22 protein-coding genes and 5 pseudogenes are annotated in these 20,525 nt (G+C 71.3%); 12 read left to right on the top strand and 15 right to left on the bottom strand.

Going from position 1 to position 20,525, the window contains the following annotated elements; all coding sequences use genetic code 11:
- Window positions 1-4: 4 nt before the first annotated feature.
- A pseudogene (locus O7543_RS25950) lies at window positions 5-328 on the bottom strand (glycoside hydrolase family 11 protein); the annotation flags it as partial.
- On the opposite strand from O7543_RS25950, the gene O7543_RS25945 reads away from it, so the two are divergent.
- Both O7543_RS25945 and O7543_RS25940 read left to right on the top strand, forming a co-directional pair.
- The gene (locus O7543_RS25945; RefSeq protein ID WP_281551474.1) at window positions 265-1,269 is read left to right on the top strand and encodes an ADP-ribosylglycohydrolase family protein; all 1,005 of its coding nucleotides are present in this window, start codon (window positions 265-267) and stop codon (window positions 1,267-1,269) included. The pseudogene O7543_RS25950 and the gene O7543_RS25945 sit on opposite strands and share 64 nt — an antisense overlap.
- Before the next feature lie 77 nt (window positions 1,270-1,346).
- Entirely contained in the window at window positions 1,347-1,799 is a 453-nt protein-coding gene (locus tag O7543_RS25940) for a hypothetical protein (RefSeq protein ID WP_281551475.1), read from the top strand.
- Here the strand turns inward: O7543_RS25940 and O7543_RS25935 are convergent.
- The 4 genes and pseudogenes from O7543_RS25935 to O7543_RS25920 all read right to left on the bottom strand — a co-directional run.
- Complete coding sequence (locus O7543_RS25935) at window positions 1,777-3,165, bottom strand: hypothetical protein (RefSeq protein WP_281551476.1); 1,389 nt, start codon at window positions 3,163-3,165, stop codon at window positions 1,777-1,779. The two genes, O7543_RS25940 and O7543_RS25935, sit on opposite strands and share 23 nt — an antisense overlap.
- 146 nt (window positions 3,166-3,311) lie before the next feature.
- Entirely contained in the window at window positions 3,312-4,136 is an 825-nt protein-coding gene (locus tag O7543_RS25930; protein ID WP_348650043.1) for a ThuA domain-containing protein, read from the bottom strand.
- Window positions 4,133-4,576, bottom strand: a pseudogene (locus O7543_RS25925) (helix-turn-helix domain-containing protein); the annotation flags it as partial. The pseudogene O7543_RS25925 and the gene O7543_RS25930, both read right to left, overlap by 4 nt.
- Window positions 4,577-4,693: 117 nt before the next feature.
- Window positions 4,694-4,891: pseudogene (locus tag O7543_RS25920) on the bottom strand (helix-turn-helix domain-containing protein); the annotation flags it as partial.
- Between the two features lie 144 nt (window positions 4,892-5,035).
- On the opposite strand from O7543_RS25920, the gene O7543_RS25915 reads away from it, so the two are divergent.
- Window positions 5,036-5,314 (top strand): hypothetical protein, encoded by a 279-nt coding sequence (locus tag O7543_RS25915; protein ID WP_281551477.1) that lies wholly within the window; start codon window positions 5,036-5,038, stop codon window positions 5,312-5,314.
- Window positions 5,315-5,327: 13 nt separating this feature from the next.
- On the opposite strand, the gene O7543_RS25910 is transcribed toward O7543_RS25915, so the two are convergent.
- From O7543_RS25910 to O7543_RS25895, 4 genes are all read right to left on the bottom strand, one after another.
- Window positions 5,328-6,431: a HAMP domain-containing sensor histidine kinase gene (locus tag O7543_RS25910; RefSeq protein WP_281551478.1), complete on the bottom strand. Its 1,104-nt coding sequence runs from the start codon at window positions 6,429-6,431 to the stop codon at window positions 5,328-5,330.
- Window positions 6,424-7,155 carry a response regulator transcription factor gene (locus O7543_RS25905; protein ID WP_281551479.1) on the bottom strand — a complete coding sequence of 244 codons (732 nt, stop codon included), beginning with the start codon at window positions 7,153-7,155 and terminating at the stop codon, window positions 6,424-6,426. The genes O7543_RS25910 and O7543_RS25905 overlap by 8 nt, the downstream gene beginning before the upstream one ends.
- A 5-nt stretch (window positions 7,156-7,160) precedes the next feature.
- Complete coding sequence (locus O7543_RS25900) at window positions 7,161-7,760, bottom strand: DM13 domain-containing protein (RefSeq protein ID WP_281551480.1); 600 nt, start codon at window positions 7,758-7,760, stop codon at window positions 7,161-7,163.
- Window positions 7,761-7,840: 80 nt separating this feature from the next.
- Window positions 7,841-8,239 (bottom strand): hypothetical protein, encoded by a 399-nt coding sequence (locus O7543_RS25895; RefSeq protein WP_281551481.1) that lies wholly within the window; start codon window positions 8,237-8,239, stop codon window positions 7,841-7,843.
- Between the two features lie 106 nt (window positions 8,240-8,345).
- Between O7543_RS25895 and O7543_RS25890 the strand changes: the two genes are divergently transcribed.
- From O7543_RS25890 to O7543_RS25875, 4 genes are all read left to right on the top strand, one after another.
- The gene (locus tag O7543_RS25890) at window positions 8,346-8,918 is read left to right on the top strand and encodes a TetR/AcrR family transcriptional regulator (protein ID WP_281551482.1); all 573 of its coding nucleotides are present in this window, start codon (window positions 8,346-8,348) and stop codon (window positions 8,916-8,918) included.
- A gap of 65 nt (window positions 8,919-8,983) precedes the next feature.
- Window positions 8,984-9,928, top strand: coding sequence for an oxidoreductase (locus O7543_RS25885; protein WP_281551483.1), 945 nt, complete (start codon window positions 8,984-8,986; stop codon window positions 9,926-9,928).
- Window positions 9,925-10,512, top strand: coding sequence for a TetR/AcrR family transcriptional regulator (locus O7543_RS25880; RefSeq protein ID WP_281551484.1), 588 nt, complete (start codon window positions 9,925-9,927; stop codon window positions 10,510-10,512). The genes O7543_RS25885 and O7543_RS25880 overlap by 4 nt, the downstream gene beginning before the upstream one ends.
- 2 nt (window positions 10,513-10,514) lie before the next feature.
- Window positions 10,515-11,426: an oxidoreductase gene (locus O7543_RS25875; RefSeq protein WP_281551485.1), complete on the top strand. Its 912-nt coding sequence runs from the start codon at window positions 10,515-10,517 to the stop codon at window positions 11,424-11,426.
- A 132-nt stretch (window positions 11,427-11,558) separates the two neighbouring features.
- Here the strand turns inward: O7543_RS25875 and O7543_RS25870 are convergent, their stop codons facing one another.
- Window positions 11,559-12,488: an SDR family NAD(P)-dependent oxidoreductase gene (locus O7543_RS25870; protein WP_281551486.1), complete on the bottom strand. Its 930-nt coding sequence runs from the start codon at window positions 12,486-12,488 to the stop codon at window positions 11,559-11,561.
- Between the two features lie 62 nt (window positions 12,489-12,550).
- On the opposite strand from O7543_RS25870, the gene O7543_RS25865 reads away from it, so the two are divergent.
- The 3 genes from O7543_RS25865 (at window position 12,551) to O7543_RS25855 (ending at window position 14,006) form a co-directional block, all read left to right on the top strand.
- Window positions 12,551-13,150 carry a winged helix-turn-helix transcriptional regulator gene (locus O7543_RS25865; protein WP_281551487.1) on the top strand — a complete coding sequence of 200 codons (600 nt, stop codon included), beginning with the start codon at window positions 12,551-12,553 and terminating at the stop codon, window positions 13,148-13,150.
- Window positions 13,151-13,258: 108 nt separating this feature from the next.
- Window positions 13,259-13,528 carry a hypothetical protein gene (locus O7543_RS25860; RefSeq protein WP_281567280.1) on the top strand — a complete coding sequence of 90 codons (270 nt, stop codon included), beginning with the start codon at window positions 13,259-13,261 and terminating at the stop codon, window positions 13,526-13,528.
- A gap of 79 nt (window positions 13,529-13,607) precedes the next feature.
- Entirely contained in the window at window positions 13,608-14,006 is a 399-nt protein-coding gene (locus tag O7543_RS25855) for a LysE family transporter (RefSeq protein ID WP_281551489.1), read from the top strand.
- A gap of 21 nt (window positions 14,007-14,027) precedes the next feature.
- Here O7543_RS25855 and O7543_RS25850 read toward each other — a convergent pair whose 3' ends face one another.
- From O7543_RS25850 to O7543_RS25840, 3 genes and pseudogenes are all read right to left on the bottom strand, one after another.
- Window positions 14,028-14,648, bottom strand: a complete 621-nt coding sequence (locus tag O7543_RS25850; protein WP_281551490.1) for a hypothetical protein — start codon at window positions 14,646-14,648, stop codon at window positions 14,028-14,030.
- Window positions 14,645-15,937: a hypothetical protein gene (locus O7543_RS25845; RefSeq protein ID WP_281551491.1), complete on the bottom strand. Its 1,293-nt coding sequence runs from the start codon at window positions 15,935-15,937 to the stop codon at window positions 14,645-14,647. The genes O7543_RS25850 and O7543_RS25845 overlap by 4 nt, the downstream gene beginning before the upstream one ends.
- Window positions 15,934-16,494: pseudogene (locus O7543_RS25840) on the bottom strand (ATP-binding cassette domain-containing protein); the annotation flags it as partial. The pseudogene O7543_RS25840 and the gene O7543_RS25845, both read right to left, overlap by 4 nt.
- A 111-nt stretch (window positions 16,495-16,605) precedes the next feature.
- On the opposite strand from O7543_RS25840, the gene O7543_RS25835 reads away from it, so the two are divergent.
- The gene (locus tag O7543_RS25835; RefSeq protein ID WP_281567279.1) at window positions 16,606-17,334 is read left to right on the top strand and encodes a transposase; all 729 of its coding nucleotides are present in this window, start codon (window positions 16,606-16,608) and stop codon (window positions 17,332-17,334) included.
- A 17-nt stretch (window positions 17,335-17,351) separates the two neighbouring features.
- On the opposite strand, the gene O7543_RS25830 is transcribed toward O7543_RS25835, so the two are convergent.
- Complete coding sequence (locus tag O7543_RS25830) at window positions 17,352-18,809, bottom strand: IS256 family transposase (protein WP_281550874.1); 1,458 nt, start codon at window positions 18,807-18,809, stop codon at window positions 17,352-17,354.
- On the opposite strand from O7543_RS25830, the gene O7543_RS25825 reads away from it, so the two are divergent.
- On the top strand, window positions 18,733-19,626 hold the full coding sequence (locus O7543_RS25825; RefSeq protein ID WP_281567510.1) for a transposase: 894 nt from the start codon (window positions 18,733-18,735) through the stop codon (window positions 19,624-19,626). The two genes, O7543_RS25830 and O7543_RS25825, sit on opposite strands and share 77 nt — an antisense overlap.
- A gap of 140 nt (window positions 19,627-19,766) precedes the next feature.
- On the opposite strand, the pseudogene O7543_RS25820 reads toward O7543_RS25825, so the two are convergent.
- Window positions 19,767-19,925, bottom strand: a pseudogene (locus tag O7543_RS25820) (ATP-binding cassette domain-containing protein); the annotation flags it as partial.
- Between the last annotated feature and the right edge of the window lie 600 nt (window positions 19,926-20,525).

The following is a 20,525-nucleotide window of genomic DNA, read 5'->3' as shown; positions in this document are numbered from 1 at the left end:
GGTTGGAGCCGAGCTGTATCCCGGCGCGCGCCCAGGCGTCGAAGTGGTTGGCGGTGGTGATGGTGCCGCCGGTGCGCTTCTGCTGCCGGACGCTCCAGTACTGCCAGAACGTCTGGGTGCCGTCGATCGACGGCGCGTTGAGCGCGCATCTGCTGGCGTCCGGTGTCGTGCCGGGTGCCGAGGGTGGGACGCACGCCGGTTGACCGGCCCGACTAGCCTGCCGACCGGGACGAGACGGGGGAGGTCGCGGTGGGTGACACGGCGGTGGGTAGCGCGGCGGGTGACCGGGCGTCCGGGTGCCTGTTCGGGCTGGCGTACGGTGACGCACTCGGCAAGCCGACCGAGTTTCTGACGGTCGCCGAGATTCACCACCGGTACGGCCAGGCCGGGCCGCGTGAGCTGACCGGCGAGCCGGCGCTGGTCACCGACGACACCCAGATGACCCTCGCGGTCGGCTGGGCGCTGCATGACGCCCCGGCCGCCACCCCGGACGGGCTGGAACCGCTGCTCCGGGCCCGGTTCCTGGCCTGGGCGGCCAGCCCGGACAACAACCGGGCCCCGGGGATGACCTGCCTGCGGGCCTGCGGCGAACTGGTCACCGGGGTGGCCTGGCAGCAGGCCACCGTAGCCGGGTCGAAGGGCTGCGGGGCGAACATGCGGGTCGCCCCGGTCGGTCTGGTCGACGCCTACGACGACGACACCGTGGCCGGCGTCGCGCAACTGCAGGCCGGGCTGACCCACGGACACCCGACCGCGCTGGCCGCGAGCGAGTTGACCGCCGTCGCGGTCCGGCTGCTGCGCGCGGGTACGCCGCTACCGGCGCTGCCGGGCCTGCTGCGTGAGCACTGTCGCGGGCAGCGGGAGGTGTACCGCGACGACTGGCTCGGCCCGCTGTGGCAGCGGCCGGGAACGGACAGTCCGACGGGGTTCATCTCCCGGGGCTGGGACGAGTGTCTCGACGCACTGGACCGGCTCGACTCGGCGTTGGCCGCCGGGGACGACGGCGGCGACGCCTGCCGGGTCACCGGGGAGGGCTGGATCGCGGAGGAGGCTCTGGCCACCGGGCTGCTCTGCGCACTGTGGCACGCCGACGACCCGGTGGGCGGGTTGGCCCGCGGGGCGGCCACCTCCGGCGACTCGGACTCGATCGCCTGTCTGGCCGGGGCCTTCCTCGGCGCGGCGTACGGAACGGCGGCCTGGCCGACGACGTGGCCGGACCGCATCGAGTACGCCGACCAACTGCACGCCCTCGGCCAAGCCTGGGACTGACTGGGCCGAGCAGCATCGACCCACTGCACCACCAGCAGCACCAGCCAGCCACCCGGCAACGTCAGCTGCACGGCCGGATGAACCCGCAAGCTGCGGAGTTCCCGGGCCGGCTGCCGACGCCGACGGCGGTGCTGCGGGGCGAACATGTCGCCGGCCGGGCCGGGCGGGATCTCCAGCGCCGCGCCGATCGCGGTGAAGATGCTCCGGGCGTGCGGGGCGTGCTGTGTCGCCGGGGCGGCGGGCATCACGACGGTCTGGTCGACCTGGTCGCGCTGCGGCAGCGCCCCGACTGTGTCCGAGAGGGACACCGCGAATGCGAGGTGTGCGTCGACGAAGGCCGGCACGCCGGCCGGGGCGGCGAGCAGCGGTGCGAGCGGGTCGGTGGCCGGGGCGACCAGCAGCCGTACGGTCAGCGTCCGCCCGGTGTGGTCCCACCGCTGCAGGTACGGCACCAGGGTGAGGTTGTGCGAGGTTGCCATCTGTCCGCCTTCTTCGCCGACCTGGTCGTCACAGGGCAGCGGTCTCGGTGACCTGGTAGGACGCGCTGATCGAAAGGATCAGGAAGAGATCGACCTGGATCTTGACCGATCCGGAGTAGTCGCACTTGGTGCCGTCGCGGCGGTGCAGCAGCAGAGTGCCGACACCACCCGGGGTGGGCACCGGCTGCCCGGCGGTGGTCACCGGCCGGTCCAGGGCCACCTCGCTGCGGCCGGTGACCATCAGATGCTCGCCGTCGACGGCGTGGCACCGGTAGAACAGCCGGAACGGTTCGTCGTATGTCTGCCGCCAGGGCAGCCGGTGCCCGCCCCCGCCGGCGATCGCCCATAACTGGATGTCATGGGCGACCGGCGGCCCCAGCGGGGTGAACGGGTCGGCGAGTACCGTCGCGGCGGACGCACCGATCACCATCCACGCGCTGTCCAGCGGGTGTTCCCGCGGGTCCGGGGCGTACCAGCGGGCGGCCAGGCCGGTGACCCGCAGCAGCCAGGTCGCCGCAGTGGACGCCTCGCCGAGAATCGCCGGGTCGGTGACGACGACGACCGGCAGGCCGAGCCCGGCGTCGCGGATGGTGCCGGTGCCGGTGAAGTCGGTCAACGGGTTGCCGGCCGGGTCGGCACCGACTCCGGTGGCGTCCACGGTGGTCGGTTCGACGGTGTAGCCGAGCATCAGCGTCCAGAGCTGTTCGACGAACGTCCGGTCCCCGGTGGCCGGGCCGAACCGGAACTGCTGTCCCCAGGCCGTGGCGGCGCCGGGGTCGCCGACGATCTCGACTACGCCGGACCTGAAGCGGAAGGTCACCGAGGTGGGCAGGGTGCTGGCGGTCCCGGCGCTGTGGCAGCCGCCGACGCCGCCGGCCGGCGGCGGGTCGGGTGCGGGGTCGAGTCGCAGTACGGCGCTCAGCGGCGCGGGCACCTCGACGACGTCGCCCGGTACCGTCGCGGTGCCCAGCGTCAGCGTCCCACCGGTGACGAGCAGCCCGGCGTACGCGTCGACGGGCAGCCCGCCGAACAGGTCGCCGCGGATCCAGACGGTGCCGGCGTCGATGTCGACGACGGTGCCGGTACGTTGCACGGTCGGCGGCCGGGCCTGGGTGACCACGAACGCGGGTGCGGCGGCACCGGCCTCGCGGACCTGGAGCCGGCGGGCGGCGACGAACGTTTCGTACCAGACGTCGACTCCGCCGGGGGTGCGGTACGGGCCGACGCGGCGGGTCGGGGTCAGCCCGGTGCGGCTGTCGACGAACCGGCCGGCGAGGAGCTCTTCGCGTTCGTCACGGCGGTGCACCAGCCGGGTGTCGCGGGGCAGATCGGCGGTGGCACGCTGAGCGGCCGACGCGGCAAGACTGGTCAGGACGGTACGGACGACGGGGAGATCTCCACGGACTGGCTCTGACACGCGCTCCTCCTCGGAGGCTGCTGCAGCCGGACTCGGACCGGTCTGCAGCGTGCGCCACGTCACACTCCGTGTTCAATCAGATCTTGGATAGTTACCGACCTTCGGAGGTCAGCGCTGGCCGTCCGGATGAGCCCGGGCCACGGCCGTCACCCTGTGGCGTCCCGGTCGGCTTCGTCGGCCGACCGGCCCACGTCGGTCGGCGGCCGGCCGGCGGCCCAGCGGATCGCGCCGAGCAGGTGGGCGCGGAACGCCGGTTCGGCGTACGCCTCGACGGTGTGGCCGCCGCCGGTGTAGAAGGTGCGGCCGCCGGCGTACGTCCGGCACCAGGCGTGCGGGTGCGGCTGCCCCATCTGCCCGCCGGTGTAGCTGGTTTCGTCGAGCACCGCGAGGATCCGGGCGTCGGTCGGCCGGGTCCGGTAGTCGTACCACTCGTCGGTGCGCGCCCAGCGGGTCGGCAGGTGCGCGGTGGCCGGGTGGGTCCGGTCGACGACCTCGACGGTGGCCGGCTGCACCGGCGGGTGCTGGGCGAAGTACGCACCGACAAGTTCGCCGTAGAACGGCCAGTTGTGCTCGGTGTCGGCGGCCGCGTGCACCCCGACGAATCCGCCGCCACCGTTGATGTAGCCCTCGAACGCGGCCCGGCCGGCGTCGTCGAGCACGTCGCCGGTGGTGTTGAGGAAGACGACGGCGGCGTACCGGCTCAGGTTGTCCGGGGTGAAGACGGCCGGGTCCTCGGTGGCGTCGACGGCGAAGCCGTGCTCCGCGCCGAGTTCGCCGACGGCCTCGACACCGACCGGGATGGAATCGTGCCGGTACCCGGTGGTGCGGCTGTAGATGAGCACCCGGTACCCGGTCTCGGCGCTCGACTCGGTGCAGCCGGTGGTCACCAGCGCCACGATACCGCCGAGCAGGCCGGTGCCGACCACCCGTCGGGTGAGGCCGGCACGGGGCCGGACCGGTTCGCCGGTCACCGGACCGGCTCCGCGACGGCGGTGGGCGCATCCGGCTGCGGCGGCAGACCGCGGGTGGACAGGAACGCCTGCCACTCGGCGGTGATCCGCTCGACGTCCCGGCAGACCAGCCCGAAGAACTCGCCCATCAACTGCAGCCGGTCCCCGGCGGGGGTGTCCGGCCCGAGTACGGCGGCACCGTGGGTCGCCGCGTCCGCCCAGGTCCGGAAGACGTGCACCCGCAGCGACCAGGCCCGGTACCACAGGCCGTCGTCGACGGCGTAGCGGTCGCGCCGCTGCCCCGGCTCGCGTCGCCGGGCGACGAAGCCGATCCGCTCCAGGAAGGCTATCGACTTGGAGATCGACGCCGGGCTGACCCGCAGCCGGTCGACCAGCTCGGCGGCGGTGAGTGAACCGCCGTCGCTGACGAAGAGGCTGACCAGCACCCGGGCGGTCATCCGGGGGAAGCCGGACTGGATCATCAGGGCGGCGAACTGCTGCTCGAAGGCCTGCACGGCGGCCGTGTCCCGGCCGTACCCGGTGGCCTGGTCGGCCGGTGGCCGGGTGACCGGGCCGGTACGGCGGGCCCGGTGCGCGGTGGCCCGGTGCGCGGCGGTGGCCCGGTAGCCGGCCGGCCCGCCGTTGCGCCCGACCTCCCGGCTGATCGTGGAGGTCGGCCGGTCGAGCCGGCGGGCGATCTCGGCGTAGCCGGCGCCGTCGGCGAGCGCCTGCTCGATGCGCTGCCGGTCCTGATAGGTCAACCGTCCGCCGGGCATCCGCCCCCCGCCCTCCGCTGCGTTCGGTCTCAATTCATTGCAACACATCCTGACTGATCGTTGCGTTGACCGCAACCGCCATTGCAACGCCAGGCCCGATTCAACGCGTGATGCCCGCTGGTGACGGGCTCTTCACTGACCACCTTGCGAACGCTACGTAGATTTCTGGTCACGGAAACAGCGATCGAGGTCGGGGTCCTGACCAAGCGGTACGGCCGCAGCACCGCGCTGGACGGGCTCGACCTGTTCGGTGCGCTGCTGCAACTGCCGCAGCCGCTGCGCGATCTCTCCCCGTTCACGCATCTGCCGAGCCTGCCGGGCGGGCAGGTGTCGGCCGTACCGCTGGTCGTCCTGGCGCTGCTGGCGGCCGGCTCCGCCGCCGGCATGATCGGGCTGCGGCGGCGGGACCTGCCGGTCGGCTGACCGTGTGCGAGGGTCAACCGGCGGCGGGCAGGTGGACGAGGAACCGGCAGCCGGGGCCGGCGTTGGCTACCTCGACCCGACCACCGTGCGCCTCGACCAGGCCGCGCACGATCGCCAGGCCGAGCCCGCCGCCGGCCGGCGGCGGCTCGGGACGGGGTCCGGCCCAATTGGGCAGGTACGCCGGCCCGATCGGCGACCCCGCTCGGGGCGGGCCGGCGGGAGCGGGGCTGCGCGCTGTTTCGCCCCGGAACGCCACGTCGAACACCCTCGGCAGGTCCGCCTCGGGAATACCGCCGCAGGTGTCGTGCACCGCCAGCCAGGCGGCACCGCCGTCGCGGCCCGCACTGACCTGCACCACCCCGTCGTACGGGGTGAACCGGATCGCGTTGCGAAGCAGGTTGCCGATGATCCGGGCCAGTTCCGGCTCGCTGGCGGTGACCGACGGCCAGCCGCGTTCGGCGGCGACCAGCCGGATGCCCCGCGCCCGGGCCAGCGGCTCGGCCGACGCCAGGGCGTCGGAGACCACCTCGGCGAGGGGCACCCGGCGCAGCGACAGCCGCAACGCGCCGGCGTTGATCCGGGACAGTTCGAACAGGTCGTCGACGAGTTGGGTCATCCGGTCGGTCTCGGCCCGGATCCGCCGGTGGTAGTCGGCGACGGTGGCCCGGTCGGCGACGACGCCGTCCTCAAGCGCCTCGGCCATGGCCCGCAGCCCCGCCAACGGCGTCCGCAGGTCGTGCGACACCCAGGCGACCAGTTCCCGCCGGTTCGCCTCGGCCTGGCGTTCCCGCTGACGCAGCTGGTCGGCCCAGACCGCCTGCCGGGCCAGCCGGGCACCCAGCCACCAGCCGACGGCCAGGCTGACCGCTCCGGACGCGGCGAGCACCAGGAGCACCACGTCCCGGTCGTGGACGGACAGGAACATCGCCTGGGCCGCGCCGACGACGCCGGCGAGGACCGCCAGTACGGTGACGGTGAGCAGGACGGTCAGGTGCACGACGATGCTGTGCCGGCGCAGCAGCCGCAGCGCGACCGCGCCCGGCACACCGATCAGCAGTGACGCGCCCAGCCCGATGGCGAACACGGCGAGGACGTCGCCGGTGGGCAGGTCAGGCATTGCCGGCCGCCGGTTCGTAGCGGTAGCCGACGCCCCAGACGGTGACGATCCGTAGGGGTCGGGCCGGATCCCGTTCGACCTTCTCGCGCAGCCGTCGCACGTGGACTGTCACGGTGGACTGGTCACCGAAGTTCCAGCCCCACACCTGGGCGAGCAGTTCCTCCCGGCGGAACGCCTTCGCCGGATGGCGGACCAGGTGCAGCAGCAGGTCGAACTCACGGGTGGTCAGCGCGAGCTCGGTGTCGCCGAGCCGGGCCGACCGCCGACTGGTGTCCAGCGCGAGCTCGCCGTCGCGGACCACCGGCGGTTCACCGCCGACCGGGCCGGGGGGCGGCCCGGAGCGGCGGAGCACCGACTGTACCCGCAGCACCAGCTCCCGGGGCGAGAACGGCTTCGTGACGTAGTCGTCGGCACCGAGCTGCAGGCCGATCACCCGGTCGGCCTCCTCCCCAAGTGCGGTCAGCATGATCACGGGTACGCCGCTGGCCTGCCGCTGCAGCCGCCGGCACACCTCCAGCCCGTCCAACCCTGGCAGCATCAGGTCCAGTACCACCAGGTCGGGCCGGCACTGGTCGACCGCGGCCAGCGCGGCGACCCCGTCGGCGGCGCGGGTGACCTGGTAGCCGGCTCGTTCCAGGTACCGGCGGACCACATCGGACACGGTGGGATCGTCGTCGACGACGAGCACCCGTAGGGACGGTCCGCCGGTGGTGGGCGCGGCCATGGCTGTCAGGCGGTCAACTCGGCTGCCCCGAACGACACCGAGAAGCGTTTGCACCAGATGGAGACGCTGGTCAGGCTGGTCAGGTCGACGTCGGCGGGGATCTCGTACACCTGGTCACCCCGGTTGCCCTTGAGCCGGTCCAGCTCGGCCCACTGCCCGTCGTCGAAGACGAACCAGCCGTCGCGGCCGTCCAGCACCGGCTGGTCGGAGAGCCAGACCCGCAGGTCCGGGCCGTTGGAGGTGGCGAAGTCGCGGAACACGAGCTGACGGCGGCCGTCGGCCAGCTCGACGACCTGGGCGGTGCCGCTGGTCTCGTGCTCGTGGGTGACGAACTCGCCGGAGGCCAGCAACCGGTTCCCGGCCGGTGACGGGCTGGCCGGTGCGGCGCTGGGCGATGCGGACCCGGGCGACGCGGACCCGGTAGCGGCGGGGTCCGGTGCCGGGGTGCCGGTCGCCGCGATCTGCACCTGCGGCAGCGCCTCGTCGACCACGTCGTCGGTGAACAGTTTCCACGGCTGGAACCAGTAGCCGCCGAACGCGAGTCCGGCGGCTACGACGACGGCGAGCAGCCAGCTCAACGGGTTGGCAAGGAGTCGTTTCCACACGCGGATCAGCCTACGGCGGCAGCGCCCGGCCGACCGTAGTTGATCTCTTGCGAAAGTCTTACGGTCGGCGTACCGGCAGGTCAGCTGGTTGCGACGGCGTACGCGAGCAGCAGCAGCGCGACGGTGAGCTGCCCCGCGCCGAGCACGGTCAGGGTGTTGCCGACCGACCACTGTCCGGGGCGGCCGATCCCGGCGTGCAGAAAGAAGCCGCCGGACTGGCTGATCGTGCCGGCGGCCAGCAGCGCGCCGACCGCCCAGGTGTACGGGTCGGACAGTCCGGCGCGGGCGGCGATGCTCAGTGCGGTCAGGGTCAGCACCAGCAGCACACCGGCGTGGGCGTGGCCGGCCCGGAACAGCGACAACTGGAAGTCGGTCAGTTTTCGGGCGGCGGCCAGCCGCATCAACGAGTAGCCGCCGAACATCACCGTCGGGACGCTGACCAGCGCGATCACGGTCAGCCATCGGTCCGCCGTACTCATCAGGGGTGCTCCTCGGGGTCGGAACTGCACGCGCCCGCTATCTTGTCACTGACAAGATAGCCGCTCCGGGTAGCATCTTGTCAACGGAAAGATAACGGGAGGCGCGATGCGGCAACAGCCGTACCACCACGGCGACCTGCGTAGAGCCCTGCTGACCGCCGCCGCCGAGGCGATCGCCGAATCCGGGGTGGCGGCGCTGAGCCTGCGCGACCTGGCTCGACGGGTGGGGGTCTCGCACGCCGCCCCGACGCACCACTTCGGCGACAAGACCGGCCTGCTCACCGCGATCGCCACCGAGGGCCTCGACCTGCTGGCGACCCAGTTGGCGGCGGCCGGCGGTGACATCCTCGCCGCCGGCCAGGCGTACGTGCGGTTCGCCGCGTCCCACCGGGCGCACTTCGAGGTGATGTTCCAACCGAGCCTGCTGAACTTCGACGCGCCGGAGCTGGTCACCGCGCGACAACGGGCCGGCCGCGCGCTACGGGCCAGCCTGGACGACGCCCGGGTGCCGGCCGGCGACCGGGACAACGCCCGCCTGGCGGCCTGGTCGATCGTGCACGGCTTCGCGACCCTGTGGCTGTCCGGGGCGCTGCCGCACGACGCAGACGACGACCCGGCGGCGCACGCCGGCCCGGTGATCCGACTGCTCTTCGAGCCCGCTCCTGATCAGCAGACTTGACAGATTGAGTGCATCGCGTAAAGCTTGTCTCGCCTGTCAAGTAGACGGAGAAGCGAGGGGTCAGCGTGGCTGCATGGTCATTCGATGACATTCCCGACCAGACCGGCCGGGTCGCGGTGGTGACCGGGGCGAACACCGGCATCGGCTTCGAGACCGCCCGGATGCTCGCCGGCAAAGGCGCACACGTGGTGCTGACCTACCGGGACAAGGGCAGGGGCGAATCGGCGCTGGACCGGATCCGGGCCGGTCAGCCAGCCGGCACAGTGACCGGGGCCGAGCTGGACCTGGCCGACCTCGACTCGGTCACCGCGTTCGCCGACGCCTACCGCGCCGACCACGACCGGCTCGACCTGCTGATCAACAACGCCGGCGTGATGGCACCGCCGCTGGGACGCACCCGGCAGGGCTTCGAACTGCAGTTCGGCACCAACCATCTCGGCCACTTCGCGCTCACCGGCGAACTGCTGCCGCTGCTCGACGCGGCACCGGCGGCCCGGGTGGTGACCGTCTCCAGCCTGGCCCACTGGACCGGCGGCATCGACATCGACGACCTCAACTGGCGGCAACGCCGCTACCGGCCATGGGCCGCGTACGGACAGAGCAAACTCGCCAACCTGCTGTTCACCCTGGAACTGCAGCGCCGGCTGACCGAGGCCGGGTCGACCGTGCGGGCCGTCGCCGCCCATCCCGGCCTGACCTCGACCGAGATCGGCCGCCACCAGGGCCGGTCCACCGGCGAGAGCCGGTCGCGGGTCGAGCGGATGATTCGGATGCGACCACCGGCCGGGGCACTGCCCAGCCTGCGCGCCGCGACCGATCCGCAGGCCGCCGCCGGCAGTTACTGGGGTCCGGCCCGCCGGTTCGGCGCCTCCGGGCCACCCGCGCCGGCCCGCAGCTCCGCACGGGCCAAGGACACCGTCATGGCCAGCCGACTGTGGTCCGAGAGCGAACAGCTGACCGGGGTGGCGTACCCGTTCTCGGCACTGGGACGTACGGAGCGCCCGGCGTGACGCCGGGCAGTACCCGACGGGACACCATCGCCGACGCCGCGATCGACGTGTTCATCCGGTACGGGTTCCGGAAGACCTCGATGGACGACCTGGCCCGCGCGGCCGACATCTCCCGGCAAGGGCTCTACCTGCACTTCAAGACCAAGGACGAGCTGTTCGTCGCCGCCGTGGACCGGATGGTGACCGGCGTGTGCGCGGCGACCCGGGCGGCCTTCGCCCGCGACGACCTCGACCCGCCCGGGCGGATCCTCGCCGCGTTCGAAGCGTGCCAGGGCCCGTCGGTCGGGGCCGCGGTGCACGGCAACTTCGAGGAGCTGCTGAACACCGCGGCCACGCTGCGCTGCTCGCTGGCCGAGCGGATCGAGCGCGGGCTGGTCGACGGGGTCGAGCAGGTCCTGGCCGACAGCGGGGTCGCCGACCGCTGGCGGACAGCCGGCCTGTCCGCCCGGGACCTGGCCGAGCACCTGCACGCCACCTCATTCGGCTTGAAACACAAGCTCTCGTCGGTCGACGAGTACCGAAACGGAATGCAGACCGCCGTGACGATCGTGTTCGCCGGCGGCGAGGCCCTGACCCGGGAGTGACGATGACACCGTGGACCTTCGACGACCTGCCGGACCAGAGCGGCCGGACCGCCGTCGTCACCGGCGCGAACTCCGGCATCGGCTTCGAGACCGCCCGGATGCTCGCCGCCAGAGGCGCCCACGTGGTGCTCGCCTGCCGGGATGCCGGACGGGCCGGCACCGCGGCCGACCGGATCCGCGCCGAGCAACCGGTCGGCACGGTGCGCTGCGCCCGGCTCGACCTAGCCGACCTCGACTCGGTGGCCGAGTTCGCCGAGGCGATGCACGCCGACCACGACCGGCTTGACCTGCTGATCAACAACGCGGGGGTGATGCTGACCCCGTTGCGGCGCACCCGGCAGGGCTTCGAGCTGCAGTTCGGCACCAATCATCTCGGCCACTTCGCACTCACCGGTCGGCTGCTGCCACTGCTGCTGCAAGCCGGCGCCAACGCCCGGGTGGTCACCGTCGCCAGCAACGCCCACCGCGCCGGCCGGATCGACTTCGCCGACCTGAACTGGCAGCGGCGTCGCTACCGGCGGTGGGCCGCGTACGGGCAGAGCAAACTCGCCAACCTGCTGTTCACCCTGGAGCTGCAACGTCGGCTGGCCGGAGCCGGGTCTCCCGTACTGGCGACCGCTGCCCATCCCGGGTGGACCGCCACCGACCTGGCCCGGCACACCGGTGGCTTCGTCACCGCCGTCAGCCGGTTGATTGCGATGAGGCCGCGCGACGGAGCGCTGCCGACGCTGCGCGCCGCCACCGACCCGGCGGTCGACGGTGGCAGCTACTGGGGGCCGGGCCGGCTGTTCGACATGGTCGGCCCGCCGGTCGCCGCGCGTCGCAGCCCGGCGGCCGACGACGCAGCCACCGCTGGCCGGCTGTGGACGGAGAGCGAGAAGCTGACCGGTGTCGAGTTCCCAGTCGCCGAATAGCCGCAGCCGCTTGCGGCCGGGCCGCCAGGTCGGGCAGCAGCCGGTTGACGGCCGCCGACCTGCCGAACACGACACCCTGGAGCTGAGACCGGCGACGGTACGGACGAGACCGCCGACCTGGTCCACGTGACGCTACTCGGGCAGCGCATCCTGTCCCGCAGTCGCTGACCGGCTGTCGGTGTGAGTGGAGGCGCAGGTCGCCTGGCTGAGCGCGGTGACGGCCCGGATCACCGTCGGATCGGTGGCCCGGGCGTCCGGCCGCACCGGGGTGCCCTTCGGGCCGAGCACCGTACCGCTGGGCAGGTCGGCGGTGGCGGCGGCGATGGAGCTGCGGGCGGCATCGGTCGCGCTGGCCCGGAACAGGTTGAGGTAGATCAGCGGGAAGGCCAGCCGGGCTGGCATCGGGAACAGGTCCGCGCGCATCGACCGGCCCATGTCAGTCGCGCTGGCCCCCGGGTCGGCGGCGAGCATCGTGACGCCGGTGCCGGCGAGTCGGTCGGCCAGACCCATCGTGTACGCGAGGTTGGCCAGCTTCGCCCGCCCGTACGCAGGAAAGCCGTAGTAGCGCCCGGCCATCTCGACCCGGTCCAGCGGGGTGCGGTCGGCGAGCCGGATCGCGCCCGAGGTGAGGTTGACGATCCGGCCGTGCCCGGCGGCAATCATGTCGTCGACCAGCAGCTCGGTGAGCAGATAGCCGGAGAGGTGGCTCATGGCGAAGGTCGCCTCGATGCCGTCGACAGTGTGCCAGTGCTGCCGGTAGATCCCGCCGACGTTGTTGACCAGCAGGTCGAGCGGGCCGGCGGCGCGGGTGTCGTCGGCCAGGGCGCGGACGGCGGACAGTGCGGAGAGGTCGGCCCGGATGAACCGGGCGGGTACCGGACCAGCGGCGGAGCGGGAGCCCGTGGCGGCGGCGCTCACCTGGTCGCGGGCGGCGTCGCCCCGCTGCTGGTCGCGCCCGACGATCGTGACGGCGTAGCCGTGGCCGGCCAGGGCACGGGCGGTGGCCAGGCCGATGCCGCCGGTGCCACCGGTGACCAGGGCCCGCTTCGTTGACTCAGTCATGACTAAAAAAATAGTACTAGCTACTGACCTTTAACAAGTGTGCCGCTGGATACAGTGGCGACGTGCAGGTCGAGCAGGACGTACTGCTGGCCGCCGTGGGTCGGCTGCGGGGGCGCTGGACGCTGCACATCGTGCACGCGCTGCTCGACGGACCGGCCGGCTTCAACGACCTGCGCCGGGCGGTCCCGGCGATCGGGCCGAGCACTCTCGCCCGCCGGCTCGGCGAGCTGGAGGCCGCCGGCATCGTCACCCGTACGGTGATCGACACCACCCCACCGGGCACCCGCTACGCGTTGACGCCGACCGGCACCGGACTGCGCCCGGTGCTCGCCGAAATGGCGGCCTGGGCCGGCGACACCAGCGACCCGGACACCCGCCACCACCAACTCGACGACCTGCTGTCACTGATGCAGGAACGCTGGATGCTTGAGCTGCACTGCGCACTGCTGGTCGGGCCGCGCCGCTTCACCGACCTGACCCGCGACACCGGGGTCAACCAGGTCACCCTCACCCAGCGCCTGGCAGACCTGGAGCGGCGCGGCCTGATCCAGCGCCTTGCCGACGGCAGCTACGCGTTCAGCGCCGTCGGCGATGGCTTCCACCGGGTCGGCGAAGCCCTCGCCCGTTGGGCAGCGGCTACATCCGGCACCCCCATCAGCTGACCGGTCAGCGGTGGTGGTAGGCCGTTGCTACCGTCAGCCGGCGTGGACGGGCACCGCGATCCTCGGCTTCCTGCTCCCCTGCTTCAAGGGCAGCCCACGCCGCCAGTGGTGGTACTCGGGCTGGAACTACCTGACGGTCGCCATCGTCGCCAGTCTCTGGCCCGGCGCAGCGTCGAACTCGCGCTGCTCGCGGCCGGCACCACGACCGCTGGCCTGTTCATGGCAGGTGCCGTCGCCGCGGTGACGCTCGGCGGCCTGCCGGAGCGCTGGCCGCCACCCGCCGCTGACCTGGCTCGGCCCGGCCCGGCCCGGCGCGGCACTAACCGGTTGTGGCCCGGCACGTCGGTCGACATAGGCCTGACGTGTTCGACGCGCTGACGTCCGGGTTGCTCGCCGGCTACGGCATCGCGGTCCCGGTCGACGCGATCGGGTCCTGATCGTCACCGTCTCTGCTCAGGTGTCGCTGCGGCACGGCGCGGCCGTCGCCCGACTGCTCGACCCGGCGACCGGCATCCTGCGGGCAGCCGCCGCCGTGGTGCTCGCCGCGAACGCGGTACGCGGAATCGTCGTAGCGATGCAGGCCCGTCGAGCGGCGACCGAAGCGCCGCAGTCGGCACCGGCGCGGTCGATCGCCCGGACGTACGCCGCCTTCGTCGGGCTGACGTTGCTCAACCCGATGACCATCGTCTACTTCGCCGCTCTCGTGGTCGGCCACCAGGGCGGAGCGACAGATTCGACCAGCAGCCTGCTACTCGTCGCAGCGGTGTTCGTCGCAGCGGCCAGTTGGCAGGTCCTGCTGGCATCTGGTGGCGCGCTTCTCGGCCGCGCGCTCGCCAGCCCACGCGCCGGCTGGTGACGGCGCTGGTCGGCAACGGCATCATCGGCCTGCTCGCCATCCGCCTAGCCTGGCAGGCCAGCCTCGGCTGAACCGCCACACCGCCACTGCCGCACCGACCACCAGCAGCAGTACGGCCTGGGCGAAGGCCGGCCCGGAGGAGGCATCGGCGATCGGCCACGCCCACCAACGCACCAGACCACCGTCACCGGTGCCGAACAGCGCACTGACGATCACCGCGCCGACCGGCACCACCGCTGCAAGCCGTGCGCCGACGAACGGGGCGACGATCTGGGCCAACCCGAGGCAGCCGATGAGATTACGCAGGTAGCCGGGGCCGAGCTGCCACCAGCCGACCGCCGAGGCGACGCCGACTGCAACCGCGGTCATCAGCGTCATCGCCGCGGCGACACCGAGGTCGCGGGCGGCCACCGAACGTACCGCCGTGGTGTCCAGGTCACCGCTGCTGCGGTCGATGCCGTGCCAGAGGACGACGATCGGGACAAGCGGCAGCAGCAGGGCGAACACAACCGGCACCAGCAACGCCCCGGCCAGGCTGGGCAGCGGCAGCACCTCACCGCCGATCACCGTCGCGGCGGCCAGGCTCGCGGCGTACGCGACGGTCACCGTCGTCAGGGCGCGGGTACGCCACCACCAGATCACTGCGGATCGTCCGACGCGAAAAGTTCCGGGTCGAGGCGCGGCACGGTGGTGCAGTCAGCCATCGGCGCGAGGTTGGCTCGGTACCAGGCAGCCTGCCGGTCCTCGTCGAGCTGACGCACCCGTACCGCCAGGTCGATCAGCTCCGGCGGCGCGACCGGGCCGAGCTCCGACGCCGGTACGCCGGCCGCCAGCGCCATCCACACCAGCAACGCCGCACGATTGTGGGCACCGGGCCACTCCCCCTCGGCCGCGCAGGCGGGCACGGTGTCCGGGACGATGCTGGAGACCAGACTCAGCACCGCCGTCTGCGGGTCCGACTCGGCGGGCAGGACGATGAAGACAGCGTCGGCCGCGTTGCTCTCCTGGCTGGTCACCGTCTCGGGCAGCGTGACGCCGACCGCAGCGAGCCGGGGATACGCCGACGCCAGCGCCGGATGGATCGCATCCCGGGCCGTCTCCTGCTCCGGCCACAGGCACAGCGTGGGCCGTTGCCCGACGCACTGTGGCGCTCCGGCGCGCGGGCCGCCGGAAGACGGGCCGAGCGGTGCCGCCACGGTGACCGCGACCACTAGCAACGCGGTGAAGCTCAACGCACCGCCGACGTGAGCCGGGCGGGCGCCGGCAAGGGCGACCAGCGTGCCTGCGCCGATACCGACGGCGAACAGGGCGGCGGCCAGCAGCGCCCGCGCGTCCGGCTGCTGATCGATCGCACAGCAGCTTTCAAAGGACAGCCCGTTGATGTGGCGGATCCAGAACGGCTCGACGGCGGCCGGGTAGGCCAGCCAGATGTAGGAGCCGCCCAGGCTGACCGGCAACGCGAGCGCGGGCGGCAGCCAGCGACCGAGCCCGTATCCGACCACGGTGTGCCCTACCATCACCAGCAGGTAGACGCCGACCAGCCCGAGGTGCGGACCGCCGGGCGCGCCGACTGCGGCAGGGGCGGTCGACAGCACCGCCGCGACGACCCCGGCCAGCCCCATTACCAGCGTCGGGCCGACCGCAACGAAAACGACTGTCCACATCGGCCGAGCGATGGTCTGTGTGTCGATACCGCCGCTGCGGTGCCGCATCCCCTCCCAGGCGGCGCAGACCGCGCAGAGCGGCACCACGATGAACAGCATCAGGTTGGCCTTGGCAACCGCAGCCGTCCAGTAGCCGGGCGTGGCCGTTTCGACGACCGCCGCACCTTGGAACAGCACGAGGGCCAGCATCGGCACGGTCACGTAGGTCTCGGCGCGGCTACGCCAGGGGTAGATCGTCCGCATGGCGCCGTGCGCGTCCGCGCTCATGCCTCGGCGCCGATGAACTGCACGTAGGCGTCCTCGGCCTGCCGGGACGGCTCGACGCCAGGCCTGGCCCGCGCCAGGAATGCCGGCACCTCACCGTGGAACCGGATGACACCGTCGTCCAGCACTGCCACGTGCTGGTAGATGTCGCTGATGTCTTCGGTCTGGTGCGTCGACACGAGCAGGTCAACGTCGCCGACAACTGAGTTCAGCACCTCGCGCAGCACCCGCCGCTGCTGCGGGTCCAGCCCGGCGGCCGGCTCGTCCATGACGATCAGTTTCGCGTCGTGGACGAGGGTCTGCGCGATCCCGACCCGACGGAGCTGACCGCCGGAGAGCGCCCTGCTGGGCCGTTCCGCCAGGTCCTGCAGGCCGACACGGCCCAGGGCGCGGGCCGCGTTGACCCAGGCGTCACGGCGGTTGAGGCCTTTCAGCCAGCCGGCGTAGGCGACCTGCTCCCGCACCTTCAGGCCGGGCATCGCGGCGACGTGCTGTGGCAGCCAACCGACCGAGCGGCGGTACCGCGATCGGGTACGCCGGACATCGCTGACCAGCCTCCCCCGTTCAGAGGGGAATTGGTTGATCGAGGGTGATGAAGGAAAGGTGCACCTGACCTGCGAGGATGTGATTGTCTAGATCAAGTCCAGAGCAGAAGCGGGTGCACCTTTCCGGTGAGTAAGAGTAACGGTTGGGATCAACGGCTGGTCGTGGCCTCGGGTGGGAAGGGTTTGGTCGGTCACGCGGGTGCGGTCCTGCTGCGCCGGTGTGCGGACCGGACCGGGTTGACCGGTGGGTTGAACAAGGTGCTGCCGCGGGGGAAGGGGCCGGGCTGGTGGGATCGGGGCACGGTCCTGGTCTGCCTGGCGGTCGCGATCGTGCTCGGCGCGACGAGCATGTCCGACATCGGGCTGCTGGCGCATCAGTCTCTGGTGTTCGCCGAGCCGCCGTCGCAGGCCACTGTGCGTCGCGCCCTGGCGGGGCTGGACGAGGCCGGGCTGCGCCGCGTCGCCAAGGCACGGGCGAAGGTCCGGGCCCGGGTCTGGGATCTGCTCGCCGGTCGGCCGCAGGGTTTCCCCTGGCTTGCCGTGGCGGGCAAACTGCTGTCGGGGTGGGTGGTCATCGACCTGGACGCCACTTTGATCACCGCCCACAGCGACAAGCAGGGCGCGGCCGCGACGTTCAAGCGCGGGTTCGGGTTCCACCCGTTGGGGGCATGGTGCGCGAACACCGGCGAGAGCCTGACCATGTTGCTGCGCCCGGGTAACGCCGGATCGAACACCATCACCGACCATATCCGGGTCCTCGGTGAGGCGATCGTCCAACTCCCCGTGAAGTACCGGCGCAGGATCCTCGTGCGGGTCGACGGCGCTGGAGCCGAGCCTGTCCGAATTTCTGTGTAACGCCCTATCCTGTCCAACTATCGGGCATCGATGGGGATACGGTTCGGGAAGAACAGGTCCAACGCGTTGAGGGCCTGTTTCCAGCCGTGCACGCCGGCGCCTTCGACCAGCCGTGGCGGCGCGGTGCGGGAGTTCGCGGGTCTACCGGCCTCGGCGGCGCGTTGCCGGGCGCGTTTGTCCTCGATGTCGGCGATCGCGAGCCAGATCAGCTTGATCACGGCGTCGTCGGTGGGGAAATGCCCACGGTTCTTGATGATCTTCCGGATCTGGTAGTTGAAACTCTCGATCGCGTTGGTGGTGTAGATGATCCGGCGGACCTCGGGCGGGAACGCCAGGAACGGAGTGAACCGATCCCACGCCCGTTCCCAGACCGCGACCGCGGCCGGGTACCGCCTACCGAGCGGGCTGTCGGCGAAACCGAGCATCGCGGTCTCGGCCGCCTCCACCGTCGGAGCGGTGTAGATGTCCTTCAACGCGGCGGCCATCACCCTACGGTCCTTGTAGGACACGAACTTCGTCGCCGCCCGGATCAGATGCACCACACACGTCTGCACGGTGGTGTGCGGCCACACCGCCTCGATCGCCTCGGGCAGACCGGTCAACCCGTCACAGCAGGCGATCAGCACATCACGCACCCCACGGTTACGCAGCTCGGTGCAGACCTGCATCCAGAACTTCGCCCCCTCGGTCTGCTGCACCCAGATACCGAGGACGTGCTTGACCCCGTCGGTGTTGACCCCCACGACGAGGTAACAGGCCTTGTTACGGACCTGGGCGCCGTCGCGGACCTTCACCATCAACGCGTCGACGTAGACGATCGGGTACACCTCGTCCAACGGCCGGTGCTGCCACGCCTTCACCTCCTCCAGAACTTCGTCGGTGATGGTGGAGACCGTGTCGGGTGACACCTCGGTGCCGTAGACCCGCTGCAGGTGGTGACAGATGTCGCGGACCGTCATCCCACCCGCGTACAGGCTGATGATCACGTCCGACAGGCCACCGAGCCGGCGGGCGTTCTTCGGCACCAGCATCGGGGTGAACGTGCCCGCCCGGTCCCGGGGCACCTTCACATCGACCGGGCCGATCTCGGTCTGCACCGTCTTCGCGGTCGACCCGTTACGCGAGTTACCCGAGCCGTTACCCGACGCGTCACGACGGGCGTAGCCCAGATGCTCGGTCAACTCGGCCCGCAGCCCCCGTTCCAGAACGGCGCGTACCAGCTCGGACAGGAACCCGCCCGGCCCGGTCAGCCGCAGCCCGTCACCCTTGACCTGGGCCAGCAACGCGTCCAGGGCCTGCTTGTCGATCAGATCCGCCACCGCCCGGCGGGCCGATTCACGCGCCGCCGCCTCGTCCGGCACCGCCGCCGCCAGAGGCAGCCGCGGCCCGTCAGCGGCGATCCGCCGCGTCAACGCCGCGACCTCCGCGTCGGCATCGACGCCGGAGTCGTACTGCTCCACCGTTGAAAGTGTCATCGAAACTGGTCCTCACTGTGTCGACCGGCTACCCACCGGTCATAACGGACTTCTACTGACATCCGTTACACAGATCTCCCTACAGGCCCCTGGAGCCACCCACGACCTGCTACACCACCTGGAGCAGATGAACCGGCTGTGGCGCACGGTGCGCTTCACCGTCGGATGGACAATCACCGACGCCGACGAGATCGCGATCGCCGCCCTGCCCGAGCGGGCCTGGGACAGCAGCCTGCGTCAGGACGGGACCGCCACCGACACCGCGCAGGTCGCCGAACTGACCGGCCTCAACACCCGCCTCGGCGGCTGGCCCGCCGGGCTGCGGCTGCTCGCGCGGCGCACCCGCCCGGCCGCCCGGCACGCCAAGAAACTCACCGACCTGGAGAAGAAGACCGGCTGGCGGTACGCGATCGTGGCCACCAACATCGGTCGGATCGGCGGCGTGCCCGGCTCGCACCACCCGCAGTGGCTCGACGCCCCGCACCGCTCCCACGCCGGCGTGGAAGACCAGGTACGAACGAACAAGGCCATGGGCCTGCGGAACTTGCCCAGCAAGTCCTGGACCGTCAACCGCGGCTGGATCCTCGCCGCGAACATCGCCGCCGACCTGGCCGCCTGGACCCGGCTACTCGGCCTGCACGACCAACCCGATCTCGCCCACGCCGAACCCGACACCCTGCGCTACCGGCTACTGCACCTACCCGCGAAACTCACCACCCACGCCCGCCGCCGAACACTGTCCATCCCCGACACCTGGCCCTGGGCCGACGCGTTCCTGATCTGCTGGCAACGCCTGCACCTGCCGCTGACCACCTGACCCACCCAACCTGCCCCTACCAGCAGAAAGGCAAGCCCCGGGACCGGAGACCCGGCGCGCCCGCAGCGAGACGCGGCCGGCCCGTACACCCACAAGAGGACAAAACAGTCAAGCCGAAACGGTCAGGCAGGGACCAAACCCCTCTGACGAATCGAGGCCAGGTCACCGACTCGCACCGTGCCCGCGTCGGGCTGCAGCAGCCCCACGATCAGCGACAGCAGCGTGGACTTGCCAGCACCGTTGGGGCCGAGCAGCACGGTCGCACCGGGCTCGAACTCGACGGTCAGGGCACGGAACACCGGGATGTCCTTGCGATACCGGAAAGAACAATCCGCGATCAGTACGGGCACAGGGTCAACCTCTGGAGGCATGAACACGGCAGACATGGGGCGGCAAGTCAGGACCTTATGGCTGACTTGCCACCCCATCCTAGATGATCAAGGCATCAGGTCAGTAGTAGGTGGTCAGCGAGTTTACGTTGACTCGCCAGCCGGAGGTCGATCCGTTGATCTTCTTGATGGTCCAGTGGTAGCTACCGACGTCGGTCATCCGACCCCAATTGAACGTTCCACACGACGAGGTGCGCTCGCCGTATGTCACATCGGGGAGCGGCCAGGTCCTGTTACGAGCAAGGTCGAGAGTAGTGTTCTGGTAGGTTCCCGCTACCACCGAACAACCGGACCACACCGTACGAGTCGATGCCGAGTCACTGTTGTTGTCGGTCCAGTCCCGGGATGTGAATCCGGTAAGGGCATCGCTCACACTACTCGACCAACTTCCCTCAGCGCGCACCGGCGACACCAAGGTCAAACTGAGCACCAAGCCACCCACAGCAACAGTTACGACCTTCGCGAGCCTCTTCACTGTTCCCCGCTTACTTTGGAAGGACAACGAGAGCT

This window comes from Solwaraspora sp. WMMA2080 (assembly GCF_027497395.1).
In the GTDB taxonomy this organism is placed as follows: Bacteria; Actinomycetota; Actinomycetes; order Mycobacteriales; family Micromonosporaceae; genus Micromonospora_E.
Note: the sequence above shows the minus strand (reverse complement) of the source record. Positions and strands in the feature narration are given on the sequence as shown.